Origin of the sequence: Paenibacillus phocaeensis (assembly GCF_900021165.1) — a bacterium.
GTDB lineage: Bacteria > Bacillota > Bacilli > Paenibacillales > Paenibacillaceae > Fontibacillus > Fontibacillus phocaensis.
In genome coordinates this window covers 334,841-360,400 of the sequence record NZ_FCOQ01000012.1, presented here as the reverse complement: position 1 = coordinate 360,400, position 25,560 = coordinate 334,841, and the positions used below count along the sequence as shown (strand labels likewise).

The 25,560-nt window shown below is 57.7% G+C and carries 24 protein-coding genes; 17 read left to right on the top strand and 7 right to left on the bottom strand.

The window, feature by feature from the left end; genetic code table 11:
• Nucleotides 1-131 precede the first annotated feature (131 nt).
• The 3 genes from phnE to BN3795_RS07095 form a co-directional block, all read right to left on the bottom strand.
• The gene (gene phnE, locus BN3795_RS07105) at nucleotides 132-1,016 is read right to left on the bottom strand and encodes a phosphonate ABC transporter, permease protein PhnE (protein WP_408635012.1); all 885 of its coding nucleotides are present in this window, start codon (nucleotides 1,014-1,016) and stop codon (nucleotides 132-134) included.
• Nucleotides 1,013-1,813 (bottom strand): phosphonate ABC transporter ATP-binding protein, encoded by an 801-nt coding sequence (gene phnC, locus BN3795_RS07100; RefSeq protein WP_068783993.1) that lies wholly within the window; start codon nucleotides 1,811-1,813, stop codon nucleotides 1,013-1,015. The genes phnE and phnC overlap by 4 nt, the downstream gene beginning before the upstream one ends.
• A gap of 108 nt (nucleotides 1,814-1,921) precedes the next feature.
• Nucleotides 1,922-2,938, bottom strand: a complete 1,017-nt coding sequence (locus tag BN3795_RS07095) for a phosphate/phosphite/phosphonate ABC transporter substrate-binding protein (protein WP_068783992.1) — start codon at nucleotides 2,936-2,938, stop codon at nucleotides 1,922-1,924.
• A 184-nt stretch (nucleotides 2,939-3,122) separates the two neighbouring features.
• On the opposite strand from BN3795_RS07095, the gene BN3795_RS07090 reads away from it, so the two are divergent.
• The 4 genes from BN3795_RS07090 (at nucleotide 3,123) to BN3795_RS07075 (ending at nucleotide 7,537) form a co-directional block, all read left to right on the top strand.
• The gene (locus tag BN3795_RS07090; protein ID WP_110945062.1) at nucleotides 3,123-4,754 is read left to right on the top strand and encodes a bifunctional metallophosphatase/5'-nucleotidase; all 1,632 of its coding nucleotides are present in this window, start codon (nucleotides 3,123-3,125) and stop codon (nucleotides 4,752-4,754) included.
• 57 nt (nucleotides 4,755-4,811) lie between these two features.
• Nucleotides 4,812-5,399 (top strand): class I SAM-dependent methyltransferase, encoded by a 588-nt coding sequence (locus BN3795_RS07085; RefSeq protein WP_068783991.1) that lies wholly within the window; start codon nucleotides 4,812-4,814, stop codon nucleotides 5,397-5,399.
• A gap of 37 nt (nucleotides 5,400-5,436) precedes the next feature.
• On the top strand, nucleotides 5,437-5,715 hold the full coding sequence (locus BN3795_RS07080) for a hypothetical protein (RefSeq protein ID WP_068783990.1): 279 nt from the start codon (nucleotides 5,437-5,439) through the stop codon (nucleotides 5,713-5,715).
• 118 nt (nucleotides 5,716-5,833) lie between these two features.
• Nucleotides 5,834-7,537, top strand: coding sequence for a methyl-accepting chemotaxis protein (locus BN3795_RS07075; RefSeq protein WP_068783989.1), 1,704 nt, complete (start codon nucleotides 5,834-5,836; stop codon nucleotides 7,535-7,537).
• A 69-nt stretch (nucleotides 7,538-7,606) separates the two neighbouring features.
• Here BN3795_RS07075 and BN3795_RS07070 read toward each other — a convergent pair whose 3' ends face one another.
• From BN3795_RS07070 to BN3795_RS07055, 4 genes are all read right to left on the bottom strand, one after another.
• On the bottom strand, nucleotides 7,607-8,203 hold the full coding sequence (locus BN3795_RS07070; RefSeq protein WP_068783988.1) for a YkoP family protein: 597 nt from the start codon (nucleotides 8,201-8,203) through the stop codon (nucleotides 7,607-7,609).
• Between the two features lie 622 nt (nucleotides 8,204-8,825).
• A complete protein-coding gene (locus BN3795_RS07065) occupies nucleotides 8,826-9,362 on the bottom strand; it encodes a phosphatase PAP2 family protein (protein ID WP_110945061.1) in 537 nt (178 codons plus the stop codon).
• 252 nt (nucleotides 9,363-9,614) lie between these two features.
• On the bottom strand, nucleotides 9,615-10,823 hold the full coding sequence (locus tag BN3795_RS07060; protein WP_068783987.1) for an MFS transporter: 1,209 nt from the start codon (nucleotides 10,821-10,823) through the stop codon (nucleotides 9,615-9,617).
• A 62-nt stretch (nucleotides 10,824-10,885) separates the two neighbouring features.
• Complete coding sequence (locus BN3795_RS07055; RefSeq protein ID WP_068783986.1) at nucleotides 10,886-12,043, bottom strand: MGDG synthase family glycosyltransferase; 1,158 nt, start codon at nucleotides 12,041-12,043, stop codon at nucleotides 10,886-10,888.
• Between the two features lie 368 nt (nucleotides 12,044-12,411).
• Between BN3795_RS07055 and rlmN the strand changes: the two genes are divergently transcribed.
• The 13 genes from rlmN to BN3795_RS06990 all read left to right on the top strand — a co-directional run bounded on the left by rlmN (nucleotide 12,412) and on the right by BN3795_RS06990 (nucleotide 25,552).
• The gene (gene rlmN / locus BN3795_RS07050) at nucleotides 12,412-13,467 is read left to right on the top strand and encodes a 23S rRNA (adenine(2503)-C(2))-methyltransferase RlmN (RefSeq protein ID WP_068783985.1); all 1,056 of its coding nucleotides are present in this window, start codon (nucleotides 12,412-12,414) and stop codon (nucleotides 13,465-13,467) included.
• Nucleotides 13,468-13,659: 192 nt separating this feature from the next.
• On the top strand, nucleotides 13,660-14,373 hold the full coding sequence (locus BN3795_RS07045) for a copper homeostasis protein CutC (protein WP_068783984.1): 714 nt from the start codon (nucleotides 13,660-13,662) through the stop codon (nucleotides 14,371-14,373).
• An 85-nt stretch (nucleotides 14,374-14,458) separates the two neighbouring features.
• Entirely contained in the window at nucleotides 14,459-15,940 is a 1,482-nt protein-coding gene (locus BN3795_RS07040; protein ID WP_068783983.1) for an FAD-dependent oxidoreductase, read from the top strand.
• Nucleotides 15,941-16,099: 159 nt separating this feature from the next.
• Nucleotides 16,100-16,654 carry a GNAT family N-acetyltransferase gene (locus tag BN3795_RS07035; RefSeq protein WP_068783982.1) on the top strand — a complete coding sequence of 185 codons (555 nt, stop codon included), beginning with the start codon at nucleotides 16,100-16,102 and terminating at the stop codon, nucleotides 16,652-16,654.
• A 77-nt stretch (nucleotides 16,655-16,731) separates the two neighbouring features.
• The gene (locus tag BN3795_RS07030) at nucleotides 16,732-19,065 is read left to right on the top strand and encodes an ATP-dependent DNA helicase (RefSeq protein WP_232729865.1); all 2,334 of its coding nucleotides are present in this window, start codon (nucleotides 16,732-16,734) and stop codon (nucleotides 19,063-19,065) included.
• Between the two features lie 64 nt (nucleotides 19,066-19,129).
• Complete coding sequence (locus BN3795_RS07025) at nucleotides 19,130-19,537, top strand: cbb3-type cytochrome c oxidase subunit I (protein ID WP_232729864.1); 408 nt, start codon at nucleotides 19,130-19,132, stop codon at nucleotides 19,535-19,537.
• Nucleotides 19,538-19,759: 222 nt separating this feature from the next.
• On the top strand, nucleotides 19,760-20,206 hold the full coding sequence (locus BN3795_RS07020; RefSeq protein WP_068783981.1) for a MarR family winged helix-turn-helix transcriptional regulator: 447 nt from the start codon (nucleotides 19,760-19,762) through the stop codon (nucleotides 20,204-20,206).
• Nucleotides 20,207-20,403: 197 nt separating this feature from the next.
• Nucleotides 20,404-20,802, top strand: coding sequence for a DoxX family protein (locus BN3795_RS07015; protein WP_068783980.1), 399 nt, complete (start codon nucleotides 20,404-20,406; stop codon nucleotides 20,800-20,802).
• Nucleotides 20,803-20,852: 50 nt separating this feature from the next.
• Nucleotides 20,853-21,491 carry a nitroreductase family protein gene (locus tag BN3795_RS07010; RefSeq protein ID WP_068783979.1) on the top strand — a complete coding sequence of 213 codons (639 nt, stop codon included), beginning with the start codon at nucleotides 20,853-20,855 and terminating at the stop codon, nucleotides 21,489-21,491.
• A 32-nt stretch (nucleotides 21,492-21,523) separates the two neighbouring features.
• Nucleotides 21,524-22,477 carry a ring-cleaving dioxygenase gene (locus BN3795_RS07005; RefSeq protein WP_068783978.1) on the top strand — a complete coding sequence of 318 codons (954 nt, stop codon included), beginning with the start codon at nucleotides 21,524-21,526 and terminating at the stop codon, nucleotides 22,475-22,477.
• On the top strand, nucleotides 22,474-23,097 hold the full coding sequence (locus BN3795_RS07000) for an alpha/beta hydrolase (protein WP_068783977.1): 624 nt from the start codon (nucleotides 22,474-22,476) through the stop codon (nucleotides 23,095-23,097). The genes BN3795_RS07005 and BN3795_RS07000 overlap by 4 nt, the downstream gene beginning before the upstream one ends.
• Before the next feature lie 24 nt (nucleotides 23,098-23,121).
• Complete coding sequence (locus BN3795_RS06995; RefSeq protein ID WP_068783976.1) at nucleotides 23,122-23,733, top strand: flavin reductase family protein; 612 nt, start codon at nucleotides 23,122-23,124, stop codon at nucleotides 23,731-23,733.
• A gap of 235 nt (nucleotides 23,734-23,968) precedes the next feature.
• The gene (locus BN3795_RS06990; RefSeq protein ID WP_068783975.1) at nucleotides 23,969-25,552 is read left to right on the top strand and encodes a response regulator transcription factor; all 1,584 of its coding nucleotides are present in this window, start codon (nucleotides 23,969-23,971) and stop codon (nucleotides 25,550-25,552) included.
• The last annotated feature ends 8 nt before the right edge of the window (nucleotides 25,553-25,560 follow it).

Sequence of the window (25,560 nt, the reverse complement as noted above, 5' to 3'; positions counted from 1 at the left end):
TGCATCTGCGTTTGCATTTGCATTTGCACTTGCACTTGTGTTTGCATTTGCACTTGTGTTTGTATCTGCACTTGTATCTGCTTTTGCATCTGCTTTTGCACTTGCATTTGCATTCGTATTTGCATTTGTCGTCATAATAATTTCTCCCGCAGTTTGGTGCTTGCATAGTCGATTAACAAGACGACCGCGAGCGTGAACAAGATGATCATGCACGTCTTGTCATACTCCAGGAAACCTAAGGTGACCTCGTAATAATGGCCGATCCCGCCGGCTCCAACGAGGCCCAGTACCGCTGCAGCGCGGACGTTGATTTCGAACGTGTACAACACGTAAGAAATAAAATGAGCCTGGATTTGCGGCACGACGCCAAAGAGAATCCGCTGCACCGGCGCAGCCCCGACGGATGTCATCGCCTCCAGCGGCCCGCGGTCGATGGTCTCCAGCGCTTCGTAGGTTAGTTTGGCGATCAAGCCAAACGAGAACACCGTCAGCGCCATCATGCCGGGCAGTGGGCCGAGTCCAAAGATGGCGACAAAGATCGCCGCCAGCAGCAGGTCCGGAATCGTCCGCACAAGGTTCAGCAGGAAGCGGACGGGCTGGTGGATCCAGGCGCTGCGGCTGAGGTTGGAGGCGCAGAGCAGCGCCACCGGTACGGCGAGAATCGCGCCGAAGGTCGTGCCGATCAGCGCCATGCGGATCGTCTCCAGCATCGCTGGTACGATGTTGTCGAAGTAGCTCCACTTCGGCGGGAACATCTCCCGCAGCAGGTCGAGCATATTCGGCGAGCCCTGAATCAGCTTGCCCAGCGATGCCTCCGTGTCCACGGCGCTGCCCCACAGCAGGAGCAGAACAATCGCGGCGGTTAAATAGGACTTGAGCTTGCCGGGAGCTTGAGGGCGATTCCGGTGCAGGCCGGTGTCGCCGGGCGGATGAACCTCAAGTTTGGCGTCAGCATTGACGTTGATCGTGGCAGCCGGTTCGTTGCTAGAATGTGGATTCGGATTCACGTTCATCAAGCCTGTGCCTCCAGCACCTGCGGTCCCGGGAGCCGGGTTGCCAGCAGCTCCTCCTGGTCGATGGCGCGGCCGTAAATCTCCGCAAACCGCGCGTCCGTCGCCTCCGACACCGGTCCGTCGAAGACGACTTGACCCGCGCGGAGCCCGATGATCCGGGTGGCGTAGCTGCGCGCCAGGTCGATGAAATGCAGGTTGACGATCGTCGTAATGCCCAATTCGACGTTGATGCGCTTCAGATCGTCCATGACCTGCTTGGTCGTCAAGGGGTCCAACGAGGCCACCGGCTCGTCAGCGAGGATGATCTTCGCCTCCTGCGCGAGCACGCGGGCGATCGCCACCCGCTGCTGCTGCCCGCCGGAGAGCTGGTCGGCCCGGGCGTAGGCTTTTTCCACGATATTCACCCGCTCCAGCGCCTGGAAGGCCAGTTCTACATCGGCCTCCGGGAAACGGCCGAACAGGGTGCGCAGCGTGGAATGGTAGCCGACCCGGCCGGCCAGCACGTTGCGCAGCACGGAGGATCGCTTCACGAGATTGAAGCTTTGGAAGATCATGCCGATATCGCGGCGAATCATCCGCAGCGGCTTGCCGGAGGCTTGCGTGATCGACTTGCCGTCGATCCGAATGTCGCCCTCGGAGATATCATGCAGCCGGTTCATGGATCGCAGCAGCGTCGATTTGCCGGCGCCGGATAAGCCTACGATGGCCACGAATTCGCCGGGTTCGATCGTCAGATGGATCTGATCCAGCCCTTTCGTGCCGTTCGGGTAGGTTTTGGATACATTGCGCAGTTCTATCACGGTTAGGCTCCTTTATGAGAAATAATCTGAGAAAAACGCACAGCCAGCGGGAGCGCGGGGCACTCCGGCCGGCTTGCAGGGGGCTATTCGTCAAATTTCGATTACAACCTATTCCGTTTTGACTTTCTCGTTATATTCGCGGACGATGTCGAATACGCTGTCGTTCGATTCGACATAACCTTCATGCGTGTAGATATCCGCGATAATTTGGTGGCCTTCCGTATCCTTGCCGATTTCGATGAAGGCATCCTTCAGCTTTTGCACCCATTCGGCGCTCATGTCGGAACGGACGGAAATCGTATCGTTCGGAATCGGTTCCGTAAACGTCAGCACGCGGGTGTCTTCGAACACCTTCGGATAGTCCTTAACAACGGTGTTGCGGGCATCCTGGAAAATCGCGGCGGCGTCCACATCGCCATTCAGCACGGCGATAACACCTTGGTCATGACCTTTTACCGTAATCGGCTGGACATCGGACAGCGGATCCAACCCCGCTTCTTGGAGTTTGGCGGCCGGCCATACATAACCTGCGGAAGACGTTACGTTTTGGTAGGCGATTTTTTTCCCCTTCAGGTCCTCAACGGACTTTATATCCGAATCCTTCTTGACAATGATCATCGATTTGTAGAAATCCACCAACTCGTCCGTAGGTGCGCCGGTATCATCCTGTACCCCGTAGCGTTGCGCCTGCAAAATCACCTCGGCTGCGCCTTTCTCTTTGGCCAGCACATAAGCCGTAGGAGGCAGGAAGCCCACGTCGACTTGCTTGGAAGCCATCGCTTCGATAATCGTATTGTAGTCGGTCGACACGCTGACTTTTACCGGAATTCCCAAACGATCGGACAGCAGCTTTTCCAGCGGCTTCGCTTTGGCTTCCAGTGTATCGGCGTTTTGCGAAGGCACGAATTGGACGGTCAGCGTTTCGGGAACATAGCCGGTATCGGCTGGTGTTTCAGCAGCATTGGCAGGTGCGTTAGTACCGCCGTTGGCAGCAGTGGCTTGGGTTTGGCCCGATTCGGCTGAGGCGTTTCCGCTGGTGTTGGCCGGCGCGTTATTTCCGCAGGCGCTCAGGATCACGGAGAACGTCAAAAATAAAGGCAAAGCGAACTTGGCAATCTTGTTCAAGCGTATGACCTCCACTTATCTTATTTTTGGGTTACGTGATTTACTATAAAAGAGATTTATTAACCCGCCGTCAGAGATAAAGGGGAAGTTTGTAAATTTCCGATTTTCCGGAGTTTACAAAACTCTCGAGGTTGGTTGCTAGAATGGAAGGGGATTTACGATATGAAAAAATGAGGTGGATGACATGGATCAACATACAGATTGCGTAGAACGGCCCATACCAGCAAGGCAGGAGGAAGCGCTTTGCTGTCTTCTCGTCACGAGCGACGTGCACGGTTTCATCTACCCGACGGACTACCGCACGGCCGAGGAACGTCCTTGGGGTCTGGCCAAGCTGGCTACGCTGATTCGCCGCGAGCGCGAGCAGGCGCCTGGCTTGCTGCTGATCGATAACGGGGATGCGATTCAGGGGACGCCGTTGTGTACTTTTTACGTAAAAAATCATTCGGACCGTGTGCATCCGGCCATTGCAGCCATGAACCTGTTGGGTTATGACGCCGCGGTGCTGGGCAACCACGAATTTAATTACGGACAGGAATTGTTGGGCAAGGCGATGAGGGATTCTCGTTTTCCGTGGCTGTCGGCGGGGATCGTGGAGGCGGAGTCGGGTGAGCCGGCGTTTGGCAAGCCGTATATTGTAAAGACGACCCCGGAGGGGGTGAGGATCGCCATCTTAGGCGTTACAACGCACTATATCCCGCATTGGGAGCATCCGCGGCATATGGAAGGCTGGATATTTCAGGACGCGCTGGAGACGGTGAAAACCTGGGTTCCCCGCATCCGGGAGGAGGAGCGGCCGGATTTGCTGGTGGTCAGCTACCACGGCGGGTTCGAGCGCGATTTGGCGACAGGTGCGCCGACGGAACGATTGACCGGAGAAAATCAGGCTTACGCCATGTGCCGGGAGATCCCGGGCATTGACGTCCTGATTACGGGGCACCAGCACCGGATGATCGCGGGCGAAGTCGGCGGGGTCACGGTGATTCAGCCGGGGACGGGCGGACAGGCTCTGGGTCACCTCGCCGTCCGGTTTGAGCGGGGAGCCGGCGGCCGCTGGATCCTTCGCGAGAAAACAGCCAAGCTGCTCGTTCCCGAACCCGATACGGCATCTGATGCGGAGGTGCTGGAGCTCTTGCGGCCGCTGGAATCGGCTACGCAGGCTTGGCTGGATCAGCCGATCGGCCAAGTGGACGGCGATATGACGATCGAGAGCCCGCTTGCCTGCCGGTTAGCGGACCATCCGTTTATGGAGTTCGTTAACCGGGTGCAGATGGAAGCTGCGGGGGTGGACGTCTCCAATGCGGCTTTGCTGAGTGAACACTCCAAGGGTTTTGCCGGCAGCATTACGCTGCGGGACGTGTTGACCCATTTTATGTATCCGAACACTTTAACGGTGTTGCGTTTGACCGGGCGGGACATCCGAGAAGCATTGGAACAGACGGCGAACTATTTCGTCCTGGGGCCGGGCGGCGAAATCGCGGTGAATCCGGCGTATATCCAGCCGAAGGCGCAGCATTACAATTACGATATGTGGGAAGGAATCGAATACGTGCTGGACGTGGCCAAGCCTGCAGGGCAACGGGTCGTGAAGCTGACCCGGAACGGAGTGCCGCTGCAGGCCGAGGCAGAGGTCGACGTGGTCATGAACCATTACCGCGCCGGCGGGGGCGGCGATTATGAAATGTACCGGGGCAAACCTGTGGTAAGGGAAATCCAGACGGATATGGCCGAGCTGGTGGCCGCGTACATCGAGCGGCGCGGAATTGTCCGAGCCGCATGCAATGCGAACTGGAGTGTGATCCAGGGTTCGCCCTGAGTCTGCGTGATCTGGTACAATACAAGCATCGAACCTAACGCCCAAGGAGTTGTTCCCGTGTCCGCAACTGTGTCCTCGATCCTCACCTCCATTCTGCTGCTGCTTCTGTTGATCGGAGTTGGGGCGATCGTTTATCGGAGCTGGCGAAACGGCATTTCGCCGATGCCTGCCTCCGCCGCCGTCCGCCTGGCGGTTGTCCGGGAACTGCAGCAGCTGGAGCGTGCCGCCCCCTTGGAGAGAGCAGCCTCACAGAAGGGGCTTAGCCCCATCGTGGAGGCGGGCGCAGGATGGGGAACGCTGGCTTTCGCCATCGCTCGGGCCCAGGCCCATTGGCGGATCGTAGGGATCGAGAACTCGGCGATTCCCTGGTTATTTTCCAGATTGGCTCGGCGGTGGGGCGGCTATTCTCAGGTGGATTTGATACGCGGGAATCTGTACGAATTTCCATACGAGACGGCGGGAACGGTGGTTTGTTACCTGTACCCTGAAGCGATGCGGCGGCTTGATCCCCTGCTGCGGGCGCGGTTAACCCCGGGGACCCGGGTGGTCAGCCTATGCTTTGCCCTGCCGGGATGGCAGCCGACGAAGGTCATCACCTGCCGGGATCTGTACCGGACTAAGATTTACATCTACGAGAAAGACTAGAAAACAAAATGAACCCTACAAGGCAGGAGTGAACGGTGTGAGCGATCAAATCAATGAACAGGAACTGGTCCAGTTTATCGCGGACCGATCGAAGGCGACTACGGACAGCATCCGGTTGGTGCTGAAGCACGAAGCGGATTTCATCAATCAGGCCCAGCAAAACGCCGACGGCGAGGTGGAGATCGACGGCGATGAGCTGGTCGATTATGTCCTCGGCCGGAGCGACGTGACCCTCGACGAGCTGACCGTAGAGACGATCCTCGATTTGGAGATGGACTATTTGACGGAGCATGGACTCGCCGGGTATATCGATTAATCAGGCAAAAATAAAAATAGCCCAGGCCCCTAAATACTGGGGGCGCTGGGCTTTCCTTTGCTACAAAAACAGAATGAATCCCCTTATGATTTATTCAGAATGGTAAGGAGGAGAAAACATGCGCATTCGAAGCATCGGGACCAAAATTAATCTCATCGTTATCGGCATATTGGTGGTTGTATCGGCGGCCATCGCTCTGGTTGCTGTGGGGCAGATGGAGAGCGGCATCAAGACGTTCGCCACCGCCAAGGCGAAAAGCGACCTCAAGCTGGTCACCCGCTATTTGGATAGCAAATACCCCGGTGCTTGGCGCATTGAAGGGGACCAATTTTACAAAGGCGATACGGTGATCAGCGGAAATTTTGAAATTGTGGATGAAATCGGGGAATTGACGGAGGATACGGTAACGATTTTTCAAGGGGATACTCGCGTGTCGACCAATGTCATGGTGGAGGGGGAGCGGGCTGTCGGGACGAAGGTGTCTGATAAGGTCGCTGATGTCGTCCTCAAGGGAGGCAGCAGCTACTACGGAGAAGCGGTGGTGGTCGGCCAAACCTATCAGGCGGCCTATCAACCGATCCTGTCGGAGAGCGGCGAGGTGATCGGCATCTTGTACGTAGGAGCGCCACAGCGTTTAATGGATACCATTCGCGGGACGTTTATCCGGCATTTTGCCGTGGTCTTTGCAGGTGCGCTTGTGGTCTCCATCGGATTAATTCTGGGTTATATGCGCGGCATGAAAAAAAGGCTCGCCCGGCTGGCCCATGCGATGGAACTTGCGGGTGCGGGCGATTTTACGGCGACCCTCCGCGAGGATTCACAGGACGAGATCGGGCAGCTTAGCGCCGGTTACAATCAGATGGGCGCCAGCCTGCGGCAGTTGGTTCAGCAGGGCTTGCTTGCCTCGGACAAGGTGACCGAAGCCGCCCGGAGGCTGCAGACAGTCGCGGAGCAAACCAATGATGACTCGGCCCGGATCGCGGCTTCGATCGAGCAGGTCGCGGCAGGGGCGCAGAGTCAGACGATGAGCACGGCGGAGAATGCCCGCGCGATGGAGGAGATTGCCGTCGGCGTTCAGCATATCGCCGAGCATGCCTCCGAAGCCGCCGAGTTGGCGGGGCTGTCCCGACAGCAGGCCGCAGACGGCGGCGAGCAGGTACGCAGAACGGTTCGGCAGATGGAATCCATCGATCGTTCCGTTCAAACCAGCAGTGCGCTGGTCCAACTGCTCAACGATAAATCGCAGGAAATCGCCGTGATGGTGGAGGCGATCCGCGGAATTTCGCGGCAGACGAATTTGCTGGCGCTGAACGCGTCGATCGAGGCCGCTCGCGCCGGGGAGGAAGGCCGCGGCTTTGCTGTGGTGGCCTCCGAAGTCCGCAAGCTGGCTGAGCAGTCGGAGACCTCCTCGGCCCGGATCGCCGAGGTGATGACGGAGATCGATGCGGACATCAAGCAATCGCTGGAAGCGATGGATCGCGTGATGGAGGAGGTAGAGTCGGGGCTGGCGTTAACGCAGGAGACGGACCGCAGCTTTGCAGGCATCGCCGCGTCGAACGGTCAAATCGCGGACCGGATCGAACAGCTGGCTGCGACGGCCGAGCAGATGTCCGCCGGGATTGAAGAGGTTACGGCTTCCGTCCACGTCATTGCGGATATCGCCCAAAGCTCGGGCGCCGCTGCCCAGGAAGTGAGCAGCGCTTCGGCCAATCAGCTGTCGGCCATCGCGGACATCAGCGCCTCATGCGCTTCGCTGTCGGCGGTGTCGGACGAACTGCAGCGGGTGTTGGGCCAGTTTAAAGTGAAGGGATCCTCCCGGTAGCACGGAACGCGCCAATCGGTGCCCGCTGCAGCGCTTCTGCGAGAAGCGGCTGTGCGGGCACCGATTGGTTTAGGCGAGCGCCGTTGTCTCCGTTCCGAATTGACGGAACAGCGAGGCGCGGGTCATAACCAGCTTCATCGGGATCAGCTTGTCTGTATGGCCGTTGATCCGTTTGCGGTTGCTGGGATGGAAGACGGTAAGCAGCAACCGTAGATAGGAGGTCGTTAACGTTCGGAAAGCGCCTTGCTCGACGCGATGCGTCTCGAAGCCCAGTCCGTGTGTAATCCCTCGATGGAGTAATGTAATGCCCTGCAGCGCCTTCACCTGGCTGAGCTTCGGGTTTCTTTGCATTTCAGCGCAAATTTGCTTCATGGCGCTTCTTGCAAGGCGGGCGACCCTTAAGGCGACGCGGTTCGCCTCGTTGGACTGCAGCATGTCGAGGATCTGGCGGTTATCTAAATGCAGCTCCCCGATCCAATCGCCGTCTATAATCCAGGTGCCGTCTTCGCATTGGATGCTTTTCCCGTGATATTTCGTGACGAACAGTTTACAGATGCCGAACTCTCCGGCGTAATGGGAGCGCAGTCGACTGAACAGCTCGAACACCTGCTCCCAGCCCATCCAAACCCCTTGAATCGTTTGCTTGATAACCCTTCCGGCTTGCATTGATATCCCCGCTTTCTTTTAGTAGATTGAGCTGATGAGCGCTTAGGTTGGCTGCGTTTCCCTTCTTTTCTTTGAAATCATCCCGGCGGAAATGTTGTAAAAAGGGCAACATTTTAAGGCGGTATGGACTCTGGATGGAGGAAATGCTGCATTATGTGCAACAAATTTGGAGCTTAGAGCAGAATTAGCTCGAAAATGCTGCAGGAAATGCAACATTTCGGCGTTTCGGCTGGGTGGGCGGTGCCAAATGCTGCATAAAATGCAACATTTCTCCGTGAAGTCCGCAGACCGTGGCCGGCCGGCTCACGCCAAGCGGATTGCTGCAGAATGCCGCGATCCCGCGTCAGCGTATCGATGGGCAGGCCCGCCCTGAACTGGTGCTATCATAGCGACGGTCAGGTGACCGTGAACCAATGCAGACATAGCGACGGACAGGCTGCCGTGACTGGCGAGCGATGGTCAGGTCGCCGTGAACCAGCGCTGCCACAGCGACGATCATGCAACGGCGGGCTAGGCCAGCCAAGGTAAGATTACTGGCCGCTGTGAACCAGCGCTTGCCAAGCAACTTATACAGGCTGCGGATATGTATGCGCCGCTGGCGTGGGTCGTCCGCGCCTGGTATCTACATCAATCCGGCGCCCAAAACAACAAGGAGGGCAGTGGCGGCCCCAACCAAGCCGCCGGCCAGGACGTCAGAGGGGTAGTGGACGCCGAGGTAAATCCGCGACAGGCCTACGATAAAAGCGAGCGGGAGCAGTACTTGAGCCAGGCCGGGAGCCGCGAACAGAAACGGGATAAATGTGGAGAAGGTCGCTGTGGTATGGCCGGACGGGAAGGAGTAGTCCTTGAGCGGGTGAATCGAAATCCGCGCGTCCTGCAGGGCTTCATAGGGGCGGGTGCGCTGGAACCGCTTCTTGATCACGACCGCGAGCAGATGGCTGAGGGTCAGGGCGATCAGGCTGTGCCACCCCGCCCGTTGCCACGTCCCCGTGGCGAAGACGACCACCGAAATCGTCAACGCGATCGTAAATGCCGCGCTCCCCAAATGGGTTAATCCCTTCAGAATCCGATCCAGCCACGGGTGACTCAGCGAATGGTTGCACCACATGAACAGCCGGTTGTCGTATTCGCGCAACCGAAGATAATAGCGATGTCTCACTCCAACTCCTCCACTCCCAGTAAAAATAATGCTCTCTATCCGTGCCTACTTGAAGCTGAGGCAGGCAATCGCTTCATGCTGGTCCCCGCCGCTAAACAGGCTCCTGCTTCTCCTATCTCTCCAACTACTCCAACCTCTCCAACCTTTCCTACCTCTCTCACATCTTCTCCCACTCTTCCCACTCCAACCACTCCAACCACTCCCGCTTCTCTTGCCTGCCAACGCCTCAGGCTCTCGCCCAGTCCAGCCTACTTACCCGCGCGGCTCGTAATGTCCCGGTTGATGCTGACGCACCGGGCGGACCCAGTAGAACAGCATGATCCCGAACAGCAGAAGCGAGCTGATTCCCACCGTAACCGTGACATCAAAGGTCTCCGCCATCCAGCCGCCCAAGATCGGGCCGAGGATGACTCCGATGCCCTCGATGCCGGAGAGTACGCCCCAGCCGGTTGCTTTTTGTTCATGGGGAACAAAATGGGACAGAATCGCGTTCCATGCCGGAAGCACGGCGGCATACGCTGCGCCAAGACAGACGGCAAGCACCATCGTGCTGAACATCTGCCGAGAGTAGATCAGCAGTCCGAGGCAGGCGGCCAAGGCGCCGAAGCCTGCGATGAGCAGCCACTTGTGGCCCCATTTGTCGGCGAGCCGGCCCATCGGAATCAGCAGCAGTACGGTCATACAGCCTCCGGCCATCAATACGATGGAGTATCCCGAATAATCCAGCGCCAAATATTCGGAGGCGAAGCTCGGCAGGACGGGGACCAGCAGGCCGGCAGCCAAGGTCTGCACGATCATGCCGGGCACGAGCGGCTTCATCTGGGCCAGCTTGCTTCCGATCTGCCGCATTTGCTGCTTGAAGGGAATGGTGTCCTGCAACAATCGGCGGGATGAGAAATCGATCCGCTTGAAGGCGGCCAGCAACCACCCGGCTGCCCAGCATCCGGCCAACAGCCAGAACGATAAAGCATAACTGCGGTCCATCAGAAAATTGACAGCGACCGGGCCGAGACCCAGCGAAACCAGCCAAATGGTGTAGATGGAGCCCATCTGTGAGCCGCGGCTGTCCTCCCGAATTTCGGATAAGCAGAGCAGCCAGACGGGCGAGACCCCGATTCCGATTAGTCCGGCTCCGAGAACGATGGCCCAGGGGGCGCTGACGCCGTAAGAAACGAACAGGCCCAGCAGTCCAAGCAGCAGGAAGATGTTCAGAATCAGCCGGGCCGGGAAGCGATCCAGCACATATCCCGCGAGCACTTTAATCAGCGTGTCGGCTAAGTAGTGGACCGAGATGGCGACGCCAACCGCTGCCAAGGTAATCTGGCGTTCTTTGGCATAGGCAGGCAGGAACGAGATGAGAAAAGCGCTGCGAGCGATTTCCGTCATAAACAAAATGGCGGCGCAATGCAGAAATGCAGGGGTAAGATGATTTCCGGAAATCCATTGGCTAGTACGTTTCATATTCGCAAGGCTCCTTGCTTCTTATTCGTATTCGTACGCCGGCAAAGGCGCGGGGAACCGGATCATTGGCTGTCCGCCAAGGCCGGCAGTTGGCCTGCCCGTTGCAGCACATCCCGGACGATCGTCTCGGTGGCGCATCCTGCGGCCAGTACATCGTACTGCTGAAGCATACGGGCTCTGCGAACCTCGGAATTCAGCAGCTCGTGTACCTGCTCTACCAAAGCTTGCGGCGAGGAGGCTACGATGGCTGCCCCTTTGCGTTCCAGATACCTCGCGTTCTCCCGCTCCTGGCCGGAGAACGGCTTGTAGACCACGATCGGGGTGCGAATCTGGATCGCTTCCGACAGCGTAATGCCTCCGGCCTTCGTCACGATGCAGGCGGCTTCCCGCATGCGGTCGTGGATCGCTTCGACGTAACCGAACAAGCGCAGCCGTTCATGCCCGGCGAACCTCCGCTCCAGCCGGCGTCGCAGCTTCTCGTTGCCGCCGCAGACGATGTCCACCTGTGCGTTCGGCAGCGCCAGCAGCTTGGCAATGATGAGCTGGGCGTCGGGCAAGGGAATATGCGCCCCCATCATGACCAGGATGGAGCGGGATTCCTCCGAGGGCCGCCATGCTTGCGCCTGCGGATGCGGATTCGCGGAGCGCTCCGGCTCATAGAACGGCTCCCGGACCGGGATCCCGCTTACCACAATCGACTCCGCAGGCACGCCGCGTTGGAGCATCTCCCGCTTCAAATCTGCGGTCGCCACGTAATAACGATCCGGCCGTGTGAACAACCAGCGATTGTGCAGGCTGAAGTCGGTGACGACGGTGAATACCGGTACCCGAATGCCGTGTTTCCGCAGCTGGTCCGTGATGCCGCCGAAGGGGAACGTGGTGATGATCGCGTCGGGACGCTGCTTTTGGAGCAGGGTGACCAGTTTTTTCATCCCCAGCTGGTTCCCCCATTTCGCTATCGCGCTTGTCTGCTCCAGATCCCGAGTGGCGTAGTAACTCCATCCGTAATAGTCCAGGCCATACGCCGAGAACCACGGACTGTATAAATAGAGATGTCGAGAGACGGAATTCATTCCCGGATGGGCTTCACGGTACAGATCGATCACGCTGACCGAGCGGACACCCGAACGGGTCAGGGCTTGCTCCAGCGTCCGCGCCACCTGGATATGGCCATTGCCGTACCCGGCGGTCAGGATGACGAAGTGCATGTTTTGCTTCATAGCTAGCTGCCGCCTTTCCACCGAAATAGAAACGCACGGTTCGTTCCGTCGGTTCATTCCGAGTTCCAGTATATAGGAAGCCTGGAAGAACCAAACCGGCCGCGCGGCGTGATTTGATCCCGACCTTGGTCCAGTCTGCAAGCCGGACCGCCGCTTGGATTCAACCGGCTCCATCGCTTCACAGCCCAAGCGAATGTACCTTCACTTTAGGGCACTAATGTTAACGTTCGTTTAAAAGGGAAGGCATTCTGTGTAAAACGGATGCTGAGGCGGCGCGGCGGGATTCGTTTTTTTTACCTGTGGCATTGGGGATGGCGGATTAGGTATAATTAGAAAATGACTTGAGTTCGCTTAGAAAGAGGATACGCATGAATAAACAATCAATCTATGGGTTAACGAAGGACCAGCTGACCGCATGGCTGCTGGACCGTGGACATAAGAAAGGCCGGGCTGAGCAGGTGTGGGACGGCCTGTACCGCAAGCGGGTTGCCGATTTCGCAGCTATGGAAGGCGTTCATGCGGAGTGCCTTGCGCTGCTTGATGCAGAGTTCGCCATTGAAACCTTGGAGGAGCACGTCCGTCAGGAGTCGATAGACGGAACGATCAAGTTTCTGTTCCGCCTGCAGGATGGCAACCTGATCGAGACGGTGCTCATGCGCCATAAATTTGGCCTGTCGGTTTGCGTGACGACCCAGGTCGGATGCAACATCGGCTGCAGTTTCTGTGCGAGCGGCCTGCTGAAGAAGAGCCGGGACCTGACGAGCGCCGAAATCGTGGAGCAGGTCATGAAGGTGCAATTGCATCTGGACCGGCAAGGCCGAGGGGAGCGGGTGACGCATATCGTCGTGATGGGGATCGGCGAGCCCTTCGATAATTACGAGAATATGGCCGATTTCCTGCGGGTCATCCAGGACCCCAAAGGGCTCGCAATTGGACCGCGTCACATTACTGTGTCGACCAGCGGCTTGGCGGACAAAATCATCGAGTTTGCCGATTCCGACTTGCAAGTGAACTTGGCGGTGTCCCTGCACGCGCCAAACAATGACCTGCGCACGCGGATCATGAAGATCAACAAAGCGATTCCGCTTGAGAAGCTGATGGCGGCGATCGACTACTACTTGGAACAAACGAATCGGCGGCTTACGATCGAGTATATTTTGCTGAAGGGCGTTAATGACGGGATAGAGCATGCGCAGGAACTGGCCGATCTGCTGGGCGACCGGTTCGTGAACGTCAACCTGATTCCGTATAATCCGGTGGACGAACACAGCCAGTATCAGCGGAGCGAGCAGGATTCCGTGCTGGCCTTCTACGATGCGTTGAAAAAACGCGGTCTCAGCGTCAGCGTCCGGTTGGAACACGGGGCCGATATCGACGCGGCCTGCGGGCAACTGCGCAGCAAGCAACTGAAGCAGCCGAGCTGAGCGGGCGAGTGCGAACGAAACGAGCTGCTGGGCGGCGAACGCGCAAGCAGGAATTGAAAGGAGAAGGACTTGGGGAAATGCTCCAGGTCCTTTTTCGCGCTCGGAAATGGGACATTTACATATTTGCATCAGGACCTGATCCTGGGATACAACTAGAGTAATAGAATCGGCAGTTTGGAGGGAGGACAAGAGATGTTCTTGGAGGTCATTGCAACTTGTGTGGAAGACGCCATCGTCGCGGAGGCGAACGGGGCGGATCGGCTGGAACTGATCACTGCGATCACGGAAGGCGGGCTAACCCCCGGCATAGGGATGGTCCAACAAGTAGTGAAGGCGGTGCGCCTTCCCGTTCACGTGATGGTGCGTCCGCATAGCCGTTCTTTTGTGTATGGGGAAGCGGATGTATTGACAATGGAGGCAGAGGTTCGGGCCATCGCCGATGCAGGAGCGGCGGGTATCGTATTCGGCGCGCTAACGCCTGAGCGTAAGATCGATGAGGTGGCGCTGGAACGAATCCTGGCGTTGTCCGGCGGGTTAAACGTAACGTTTCACCGCGCGTTTGATGAACTGGCCGACCTGCCGTCCGGTTTGCGTACGCTCATGCGGTACCCGCAGGTGAACCGGGTGCTGACTTCGGGCGGACCGCGCCCGGCACCGCAGGCGGTTGCCGAGATCCGGGAGCTGGTCCAGCTGGCCGGCGGCAGTTCGCTGCGCATTTTGGCCGGACACGGCTTGACGCTGGAGACCCTCTCCGCATTCGTCGCCGAGACCGGCGTTACCGAGGTGCATTTCGGCTCCGCCGTACGAGCGGGCGGGGACGGGCGTGCTCCTCTCGATCCATCCAGGCTGCTGCGCGTATCCCGCCTGCTGCACGACAACAACACGAACCAACAGGAAACTCCATAATATGCCATATATTTACTGGATACGAAACGTCCGCGGGAGATAAGATGTCATTGTATCCCATAACGAGGAGCGTTATCCAGAACTTATGACGACGATTTTCAAGATCAAACAGACTTTAGCGAATCGCGGGTTCTTCGCATTCCTGTCCGTGTTCCTGTTGCTCGGATCGGTCAGCAATCCCGCCGCAGCTTCTGCTGCGACCGCTTCACCCGCATCTTGCGGACCGGGCTGCGCCCGATATGACGTTGTTATGATCGGCAGCGAAATTGAAGGGGTGCTCTTGGCGAAGAGAGCGCATGAGGCCGGGCTCAGCGTGCTGATCCTTGATCCGCGCGAGAAGCCGGGCGGGGAGCTGATCCAGGGGCAGATGCTCGTGCTGGACGAGCCTAACGATAACCGCAAGCGCAGCTTGGTGCAAGGCGAATTAAAGCACCTTTACGACGGCTACAAGGCGGGAACCATTCGCAAGTTGCCGGCCTTTGAAGGCTACTACCGCAAGCTAATCCGGGAGATTCCCCTGCGCAGCGGCATAACCGTCGACGGGGTGGAGATCGAAGAGACCGTCGGAAAGGCTAAGGGGAAGACGCTGAAATCCTTGACCTACCTGGCCAGAGACGGCAAGCTGTATCAGGTGCAGGCGGGGTATTTTGTGGAAAATACCGATTTTAATGCGCTCACCGCCCACCTCGGCAACAAACGCATCCCGGGCATGGAGAGCCTATACAACGGCAAGAAACCCGACTACATGGCGGCGACCTATATGCTGCGGTTCAAAGGCGTGAACTGGAGCCAGCTGCATCAAGCGGTGTTGAAGGATTATCCGCTGAAGAACGTCGTGAAGAAATACGGCGCCAACACTTATGTGGATTGGGACTTCGCCACCGGATTCAGCAACCTGACGTACAATTACAAGCCGCGGGATGCTCAACTGATGCTGAGAGGCCTCAATGCGACTTACCAGAAGGACGGCGAAGTGATGATCAACAGCTTGCTTGTTTACGATGTCAACCCGGCCGATCCGCAATCGATCCGTTCCGCCGTGGCGAAAGCGAAAGCGGAAGCGCCTTATATCGCCAAGTATTTGCGCAAGCATATTCCCGGCTTCGGCAAGGCGGAGCTGAACGGGGATCCCGATTATTTGTACATTCGCGACTATAACCGTTATGAAACGGAGTATGTGTTGAATGATCAGGATGTGATGTCGGGCCGCATGTTCTGGGACAACGTGACGATTGGGGGCTATCCCATCGATCTGCAAGCCACCCGCGTCGTGAAGAAGGGGATCGGCTACGGCAAGCCCGACCGATACGGAATTCCGCTTCGCTCCTTCGAGCTGAAGTCGTATGACAACGTGCTGGTCGCCGGCAAAAATGTCGGTGCGAAGATCAAGGCCTACGGGAGTGCCCGCATCATTCCCACCACCGCGCTGGCCGGGGAAACGATCGGTATTCTGCTTGGCCGCGAATGGAAGCAGGGGCACAAGCGGTTAAACGAGTTGACCCCGGCCGATTTTCGGCGAATCCATCGCGATTTGAAAAAAGATTACGGCATTCAGGTCGACCAATAACCGGACAAGCGAGGCGATCAGAGCAAGCTAGTCAGCCAGGTCTGATGCAGCCGGGCTACGCCTTCGTCGATCCGTTCCATGGCGATGCCGCCGAAGCCGAGCATGAACTGCTGCGGCAAGAATGAGAATCTATGAAGAGATGAGAAGGGGGATATTACCATGAGTTACGCAGGCTTTCTTATGGGGGATAAGGTGTATTTGCGCCCCATGAATGTGGAGGATGCCGACTGGTATTTTCAATTCTTGCATGAGCCGGAATTGAGAAGGTGGACGGGGACGAAGCGCCATTTCACCAAGGACTTCATCTCGGCTTTCCTGGAGCGGAAAGGTCAAGACGACTCCAGCGTATTGCTGGCCATCGTGCGTCGGGACGATGATCGGCCGATCGGGGACATCGCTCTGCAGGATATCGATCCGAGCAACCGCTGCGCCAACATCCGTATTGCGATCAGCCAGACGGCCGACACCGGAAAAGGGTACGGCAGCGAAGCGATGAAGCTGATGCTGGATTACGGCTTCGGCGTGCTGGGGCTTCACCGCATCGAGCTGAATGTATTCGACTATAACGAGCGGGCGATGCATGTCTACGAGAAGCTGGGGTTCAAGCGGGAAGGCGTGCAGCGGGAAGCGTTGTTCTATGACCATAAATACCATGATTCCATTCTGATGAGCCTGCTCGAAGATGAATTCCGGGCGTTGCACGTCCGCCGCTAAGCATGGCGATCCCCGCCGCGTCATGATATACTTATGGAACAAATGTTCTTAAAGAGTAGCGGCGGGTGACAAGCAGCGTGATAACAAATCAGTCCCAGATTCACATCGCGGTACGCCCCCTGGTGGAGTATGTCTTCCGCAGCGGCAGCCTGGAGAGCAGCGGCTTTCGCACGGCGGTGTCGTTGACGGAGGGCACGAAGGCGCATCAGCAGGTGCAGAAGCAATACGGCGAAGGCGATCAGAAGGAAGTGTATTTGAAGGCGGAGATTCCCTGCGGGGATCTCCTCTTCGTCGTGGACGGGCGCTGCGACGGGCTGCTCACGGGCGAAGACGGTTGGATGATCGACGAGATCAAATCAACGGCCGGTGATCTGGCCGCGATTGAGGAGGACTCTTATCCGGTTCACTGGGCACAAGCAAACTGCTACGCCTATATGTATGCCAAGGCCAACGGGCAGAAGGAGATGGGGATTCAGCTGACTTACGTGCAGCTCGATACAGGAGAGCGCAAGCAATTTCGGAAGCGGGCCGGGCTGAATGAGCTCGAGGCGTTCGTCCATGAGGTCGTCAGACAATATGCTCCTTATGCCAGGCTGCTGCGCGATCATCGGCGCGAGCGGAACCGGAGCATCGCGGAGCTGGCGTTCCCTTTCCCCGGCTACCGCAGCGGGCAGCGGAAGCTGGCGGGCGCGGTATACAAGACGATTGAAGAAGCGGTTGGGCTGTTTGCCCAGGCGCCAACCGGCATCGGCAAGACGATCTCCACGACCTTTCCGGCGCTGAAGGCGATGGGCGAAGGCAAGCTGAATCAGCTCTACTACCTCACGGCCAAGACGATCACTCGGACTGCGGCGGAGAATGCCTTCGCTCTGATGGACTCCCGAGGGCTGCAAGCGCGTGTAGTGACGTTGACCGCCAAGGAGAAAATCTGCTTCCGCGAGGAAGTCCGCTGTACCAAGGAAGACTGCAAGTATGCCGACGGGTACTTCGACCGGATCAATGGGGCGGTCCTGGATATCCTAACGACGGAGACGCAGCTCTCAAGGCCGGTGATCGAGGCGTATGCAAGGAAGCATCAGGTGTGCCCGTTTGAATTCTCGCTGGACCTGTCGTATGTCGCCGATGTCACGATTTGCGACTACAATTATGTGTTTGATCCCAAAGTGCTCTTACAGCGCATGTTCGCGGAACAGAAGAAGGAAACCGCGTTGTTGATCGACGAGGCGCATAACCTGGTCGACCGGGCCCGGGAGATGTACTCCGCCGAGCTGCGGAAGTCCGGCTATCTGTCGCTGCAGCGAGCGTATAAGCAGACGAATCCCTCCGTTGCGAAGGCGGCCAAGGCGGTGAACGCCTTGTTGATCGAGCTGCGGAAGCAGGCGGAAGGTCCGCTTCGAGTCGATTCCGCCGCACCGGAGCGGCTGCTCCAGCAGGTGGAGGCTTTCGCCGAGGCGGCGGAAAGGGAACTGGCGATCGAACCGTCCCCATCCTCCGCCGGGGAAACGGGCGGTTCCGGGAGCCCGGAAGCAGACGCGCGGGAGCTGCTGCTCCAGACTTATTTCGACGCCCTGCATTTCACCCGGATCGGCAACCTGTACGATGAGCGGTTCGTGACTTATACGGAGGTCACCCGGGAGGATGTGCGGATCAAGCTGTTTTGCCTGGATCCCTCTCATTTGCTGCGGGAGATGAGCAAGGGATTTCGCGCGCGGATTTATTTCTCCGCGACCTTGTCGCCGATGGGCTACTACCGCGATATGTTGGGGGCGGGCCCGGACGATTATACGATATCGCTCCCCTCCCCCTTTTCCCGGGATCAGCTGGAGGTAGTCGTTCTGCCGCTGTCCACCAGGTATCAGGATCGGGAGCAGACGCGCGGGCCGCTGGTTCGAGCTTTACAGGAGGTGACCCGCGGCCGTCCGGGGAATTACCTGTTCTTCTTTCCTTCTTATGCTTATATGAACATGATCTACGAGGACTTTGCTGCGGCCGCCGGGGAAGGCACGGAGCTGCGGCTGCAGCAATCCGGAATGACCGAGGAGGATCGGGAGCGGTTTTTGGCCGCTTTTGTGCCTGACCCTGCTCCGGGCCGAACCTTTATCGCTTTTGCCGTGATGGGCGGCCTGTTCTCGGAGGGGATCGATCTGGTCGGCGACCGGTTAACAGGAGTGGCGATTGTGGGGGTCGGCCTGCCGCAGATAGGCCCGGAGCGCAACCTGATCCGCGATTACTTCCAGGCGTCCGGGCGAAACGGCTTCGATTATGCCTACGTATTCCCCGGCATGAACAAAGTGCTGCAGGCCGGCGGACGCCTGATTCGCTCGGAGACCGATCACGGCCGGCTCGCCCTGATCGATGACCGCTACCTTCAGCCGCATTACGCAAGGCTTCTGCCGGAGGAGTGGAAATAGAAGCACCTCGAATATTCCCCATCATTGTGACATATTTTGAACATGTAAGGATAACTTGTTCACAATGGGGGGAGCGATCGGTTTGGGGATCACCTATCTTAAGGTTTCGGTTGTTTATTTTGTTATCGGGGTATTGCTAGGCATGTACATGTCCATGCAACATGATTATACATTAGCGGGCGTCCACACCCATGTGAATTTGCTCGGCTGGGCTTCGTTTGCACTGGCCGGCGTGATTTATGTGTTGTTTCCCGGGGCAGGGGAGAGCCTGCTCAGCAAAATCCAGTTCTGGACGTATTCCATCGGATTGCCGGTCATGATGATCAGTTTAGCGCTGGTGCTGAACGGCTCCGAACAGCTGGAGCCCTTGGTGGCGATCGGCGGCACGCTTGTCGTCATCAGCGTGGTTGTCTTTGCGGTTAACGTGCTCGCGAACGTGCGAACCAGCGCGTCGGCGCGGGGCAGGAAATAGCTTCGCGCGAGGGTGAAGCGAAAACGAACGTTCTCAAAACCTCAAACGAACGGTCTCCCGGTTATTTTTCCCCGGGGGCCGTTATTTTTTGCAGAGACGGGGTTGACATTTATCTCGATATCATATATCTTAAAATCAAGATAAAACAAATTGAGAATTACGAAGTCCCGTTGGGGTTACCCTACACGATACATTTAGAGAAGACAGGGAGGTGAAGTCCACATGACGGAACGAGCGAAGAATGACGCGTTACACCTGTTTGTCGTATTGTCCCGAGCCAGTGAGTGGGTGCATGCGCACAGCGACAGGGGCATCCGGCAGCACGGATTAACCCGGACCGAATTCGGTGTGCTGGACCTGCTCTATCATAAGGGCAGACAGCCGATTCAGCAAATTGGCAGCAAGGTGCTGATGAGCAGCGGCAACATTACGTATGTCGTGGATAAGCTGGAGAAGAAAGGGTATGTAACCCGTCAGGATTGCCAAGAGGATCGGCGGTTGGTCTACGCGGAAATTACCGAGCAAGGGCGCAAGTTCATTGAAGAGGTGTTCCCGGAGCATACCCGTCTCATCGAGGAGGCGGTCAGCGGACTGTCGCCGGAAGAGAAGGAGATCGCTGCCATGCTGCTGAAGAAGCTGGGGAAATCGGCGCAGGAAGGCTTCAAGTAGAAGCAAGGTTTCAGGGGGAAGAAGGAAGCGTTTGGCTGGAAGATCCTAATGAAACTTCGATCGGCGGCGGGAAGGACGTCAGCGGACGTCTTTTCAGCCCTAATATCTTAATATAGAGATACTTTATATTTAGAAAAAATCACAGGTTCGCCTTGAGCGTACCTCCTAACATATTTTAAATAAAAGGAGACCTCCTTATGACATTGGCATTGGCCTTATTAATCATCCGTTTGGTGTTGGGAATCACGATGATGGCGCATGGCGCGCAGAAGCTGTTCGGCTGGTTTGGCGGCTACGGCCCTAAAGGAACCGGGGGATGGCTTGAGTCGCTCGGTATTAAGCCGGGGGTGGCGATGGCCGTATTGGCGGGGCTTGCCGAATTTGGCGGCGGATTGCTGGTGGCGGCGGGGCTGTTTACCCCGGTTGGAGCGGCGTTATTGATCCTGACGATGATCGTGGCGATCGCTTCCGTTCACGCTAAGAACGGGTTCTGGTCCACTGCGGGCGGTTATGAATACAACCTGCTGCTGATCGCCGTCGCGGTTGGATTGATCTTGTCCGGTGCGGGAGCTTATTCTCTCGACGCCGTGCTGTAATCTCCGCTTTGAAGAGAACGAAATTTCTAATTTGGGAGGAACCCCTAACTATGAACTCGAATGAACATGATTTTACTGCGATCGTTAAATCGCGCCGTTCGGCGAATAAATTTATTCCCGGTGTGGAAATCCAAGACAAGGAACTGGAGGAAATCTTCAATCTTACGAAATTTGCGCCTTCCGCGTTTAACTTGCAGCATACCCACTATGTGGTGGTCAAGGACCCCGAAGTGAAGGAGCAAGTATACGAAGCCGCATCCAAGCAATACAAAGTTCGCACTGCTTCGGCCGTGATCCTCGTGCTGGGGAAACGGGATGCCCATAAGGATGCCGGGGCGATGAACGAAGGGCTGCTGAACCTAGGTGTGCTTAGCAAGCAGGAATACGACCAGCTTGTGTCCGACACCCTCGGTTTCTATGAGAGCCGGGGGGAGGCGTTCATGCGGGAGGAGGCGATACGCAGCGCCAGTCTCTCTGCCATGCAGATGATGCTTATCGCGAAGGACCGCGGCTGGGACACCTGCCCGATGATCGGGTTCGATCCGGAGGCCATGCGCCGGCTGCTGAACGTCCCGGATAACTACGAGCCGGTGATGCTGATTGCGATCGGCAAGGAGGACACGTCAAGCTTCCGTCCGCGCGGCTACCGCAAGCCCGTCGGCGAGTTCGTCAGCTACAACCGTTTCTGAGTTTATCCCCAAATCATAAGGAGGAGCTATACATGGTACATCCAACTTCAGGAATTCATCATATCACCGCATTTGCTACGGATCCGCAGGCTAACGTCGACTTCTATGCCGGGGTGCTTGGCCTCCGGTTGGTCAAAAAGACCATCAACTTCGATGCCCCGGAAGTTTATCATCTGTACTTCGGCGACGAAGACGGGAATCCGGGCACGATCATCACCTTCTTCCCGACACCGGGGGCACGCCGCGGCCGGGTTGGCGCGGGGCAGGTGGGAATTACCACCTTCGCCGTTCCGGTCGGCGCCCTGGGCTTCTGGCGGGAGCGCCTGCATCGATTCGGCATCTCCACCACGGAGGCGAGCCGGTTCGGCGAAGCGTACCTGCATTTCCGCGACAAGGACGGACTGCAGCTCGAGCTGGTGGAACGCGAGGCCGGCCCGCAAAGCGCCTGGTCGTTTGGCGGCGTTCCGGCCGATAAGGCGATCAAAGGCTTCGGCGGCGCTGTTCTCTACAGCGTGGCCCCGGAGAAAACCGCCGCATTGCTCGAAACCGTCATGGGCTTGCAGAAGCTCGGCGAGAACGGCGAATACGCCCGCTTCAAAGCCGAGGGAGAGCTCGGGGACGTGATCGACGTGAACGTCAAACCGATGGAATACGGCGCAGGCGGGGCGGGGACGGTGCATCACATCGCCTGGAGAGCTCGGGATTTCGCGGAACATGAGGAATGGAGAACCCGGGTGGCTGAACACGGTTACCACCCGACGCAAATCGTCGACCGGCAGTATTTCCACGCGGTCTACTTCCGGGAAGAGGGCGGCATCCTGTTCGAGATTGCCACGAATCCGCCGGGGTTCGCCAATGACGAGTCGCCGGAGCACTTGGGCGAGAAGCTGATGCTTCCGGCCTGGTATGAGCCGCACCGCGAAGCGATCGAACAAAACCTGACCCCGTTTGAGGTCCGGGTGCTGAAGGAGGATCTGGAGGGATGAAGCATATCTTCAAGCCGGGTTTGACAAGCGGCGAAGCAGCGGCTCCAACGCTGCTTCTGCTCCACGGCACCGGCGGCACAGAACAGGATTTGCTGCCGCTCGCCGAGAGGATCTCCCCGAATTCGGCCGTCTTAAGCGTTCGGGGCAACGTGCTGGAGAACGGAATGCCGCGCTTCTTCCGGCGGTTGGCCATGGGGGTGTTCGATGAAGAAGACCTGGTGCTGCGCACGAAGGAGCTCCGCGATTTCCTGGATGAAGCGTCCGCCCAATACAGCTTCGACCGGGGGCGCGTCGTCGCGGTGGGTTACTCCAATGGAGCGAACATCGCGGCAAGCCTGCTGTTCCACCATGCCGGCGCGCTGAGCGGAGCGATCCTGCACCACCCGATGGTGCCGCGGCGCGGTGTCACGCTGCCGGAGCTGACGGGAATTCCCGTCTTTATCGGAGCGGGCCGGAATGACGCGATGTGCAAGCCGGAAGAAACCGAGGAGCTGGAGGGGCTGCTCGCAGGCGCCGGAGCACAGGTACATGTGCATTGGGAGCCCTATGGTCATCAATTGACCGAAACCGAAGTGCAGGCCGCGGCAGCGTGGTTTCGCGACCATCTGCTGGAGCATTAAAGCAGACGAGGGAGGTTCAACGCCATGATCTCGATTCATCCGGAGCACCAAACCGAAAGGGACAATTATAAGCTGCTGATCGGCAGCATCATTCCTCGGCCCATCGCGTTGGTGACGACACTGTCGCCGGAAGGCGTGCTGAATGCGGCACCGTTCAGTTACTTCAACATTGTGACCGCCGATCCGCCGATGGTGTCGATTGCGGTGCAGCGGAAATCCGGAGTGCCGAAGGATACGGCCCGGAACGCGGCGGCAGCAGGTGCCTTTGTTGTCCATATCGCCGATGAGGGGTACGTCCGTGAATTGAACGTGACGGCGGCGCCGCTCCCTCCGGAGGAGAGCGAGGTACAGGCGGCGGGACTCACGCCTGTCGCCAGCGAAGCGATTGCGGTCCCGGGGATCGCCGAGGCCAAAATTCGGATGGAGTGCCTGCTGGAACATTCCCTCCCTTTAGGCGGATCGGGGCAGAACCCGGCGGTCGATCTGTTGATCGGCCGGGTGGTTCGGTTTCACATCGACGAGGCGATCTACGAATTCGGGCGGATCGATCCCCGCGGATGGCAGCCGATCAGCCGTCTGGCAGGGAACAGCTATGCCCGGCTGGGGGAGATCTTCGAATTGGAGCGCCCCAGATAAGCCTTGGAGTTCACGGATTTGCGGGCAGGCAGCAATAGAGGAGGATCAAGAACACCCTTGACGGGGGACGCAAAGGCAGTTCAGAGCTTAACGCTCTGGACTGCCTTTGTTTGTTGAGTAAATTAAGTTACCACGAAAGGATAAATTGTGCTAGCATAAAAATGACTACGCTTACATGGTGGGTTTCGGCATCTTTATAGATACAGGATTCGCATAAAGGGGAGGGATTGCGCTCATGCTGCAAGTGCTTCTGGTGGATGACGAACCTTGGGTGCTGGAAGGGCTGCGCACGATGGTGGATTGGGAAAAGCACGGCTTTCAAGTCTGCGGCGAAGCGCTGGACGGACCTGAAGCGTTGGCGAAAATGCAGGAGCTTCGGCCGGATCTGGTCGTGACGGATATTCACATGCCGGTCATCAGCGGTTTGGAGCTGATTGAACGGAGCAAACGGCTGTTCGGGAAGCCGCCCAAGTTTGTGATTTTGAGCGGATACGATGATTTCAACTACGCGCTTACCGCGATGCGGCAGCGGGTTGCCGAGTATTTGCTGAAGCCGATTGATGAAGACGAATTCGGGGCGATTCTGGACCGTCTCGGCCAAGCGATTGCCGAGGAACGGGAAATGGAGCGTTCCTCGTCGCACAAGCATTCGTTGTTTAAGAATAACATTCTGAATCGATTGATCCAGGGAGAAGAAGGATCCCAGTTGGAACAGGAGGCCGCAGCCGCCCTTCAGCTCGAAGGCGAGCCGGAGCTGCGATGTATGCTGATCGACGCCGGTCCTTATCCGCCGGATTTAAAGCAGCGGGTGCTTCGTTTTTTTGCGAAAGCGATGGTGACGGATCGTTCGTTCCTGGCTGGCTTGGGCCGGGTCGGGATCCTCATTCGGACGGACGAATTGCCGCAGCCGCGGCTGGAAGAGATCGGACTCGCGATTTGCAGCGGGCTGGCGGATCTCGAGCCGCCGGTGGTTATATCCCTTAGCAGCGCCGGGAAGGGCATTCGCTCCATTCGGGAACTGTACCTGCAAACGCTGGAAACCGTGAAGGCGAAGCGCGAGCAAGGGAGAACCGGCTTCTTCTTGCCGTGTCTTCACCCGCAGCCCCAGAGTGCGGAGGATGTGCTGAAGGGCAAGGTGGAACTGCTGCTGGGCGCCGTACTTGCAGGGGATCCCGGAGTTGCGGGTACGGCGGTGGAAGAGGTCTTCAGCTCCCTCGCAAGCAGCCAGGCCGGCGTAGAATCCATTCGGGCGTTGGCTGCCAATATGGAGCTGATGTTATGCCGCAAGATCAAGAAAGCGGGCGGTGATGCCGACGCCTTTATGGTTCGCCTGCAGGCAAACGAAGGGAATCCGGGAGGTTTAGCCGATTACCCGGCGCTAAAGCGTTATCTCCACAAGCTGTGCCGGGAGGCCGCGCTGCTGCTGGCCGGATTGCGTCGGCAGAACGAAACTAACACAATCTTCCAGGTCATTCAGTACGTTGATGAGGAATTCCGCAGCAAGCTGAAGCTGCAAACCCTCGCCAAGAAGTTCCACATGAATCCGACCTATTTAGGACAGGTCTTCAAGAAAGAAACGGGCAAAGCCTTCAACGAGTATTTGAACGAGAAGCGCATAGAGGAGGCCAAACGTCTGCTGAAGCGCACCTCGATGAAAATCTCCGATATCGCGCTGCAGGTGGGGTATCCGAATACGGATTATTTTATTAGCAAGTTCAAACAGTCGACCGGGAGGTTGCCTTCGGCCTACAAATCCGAGTTCATCAACGAAGTTGCCAAGGAAGAGAGCCGGGGCGGAAGCCGGCTGAATATGCCATAGGTGGTGCA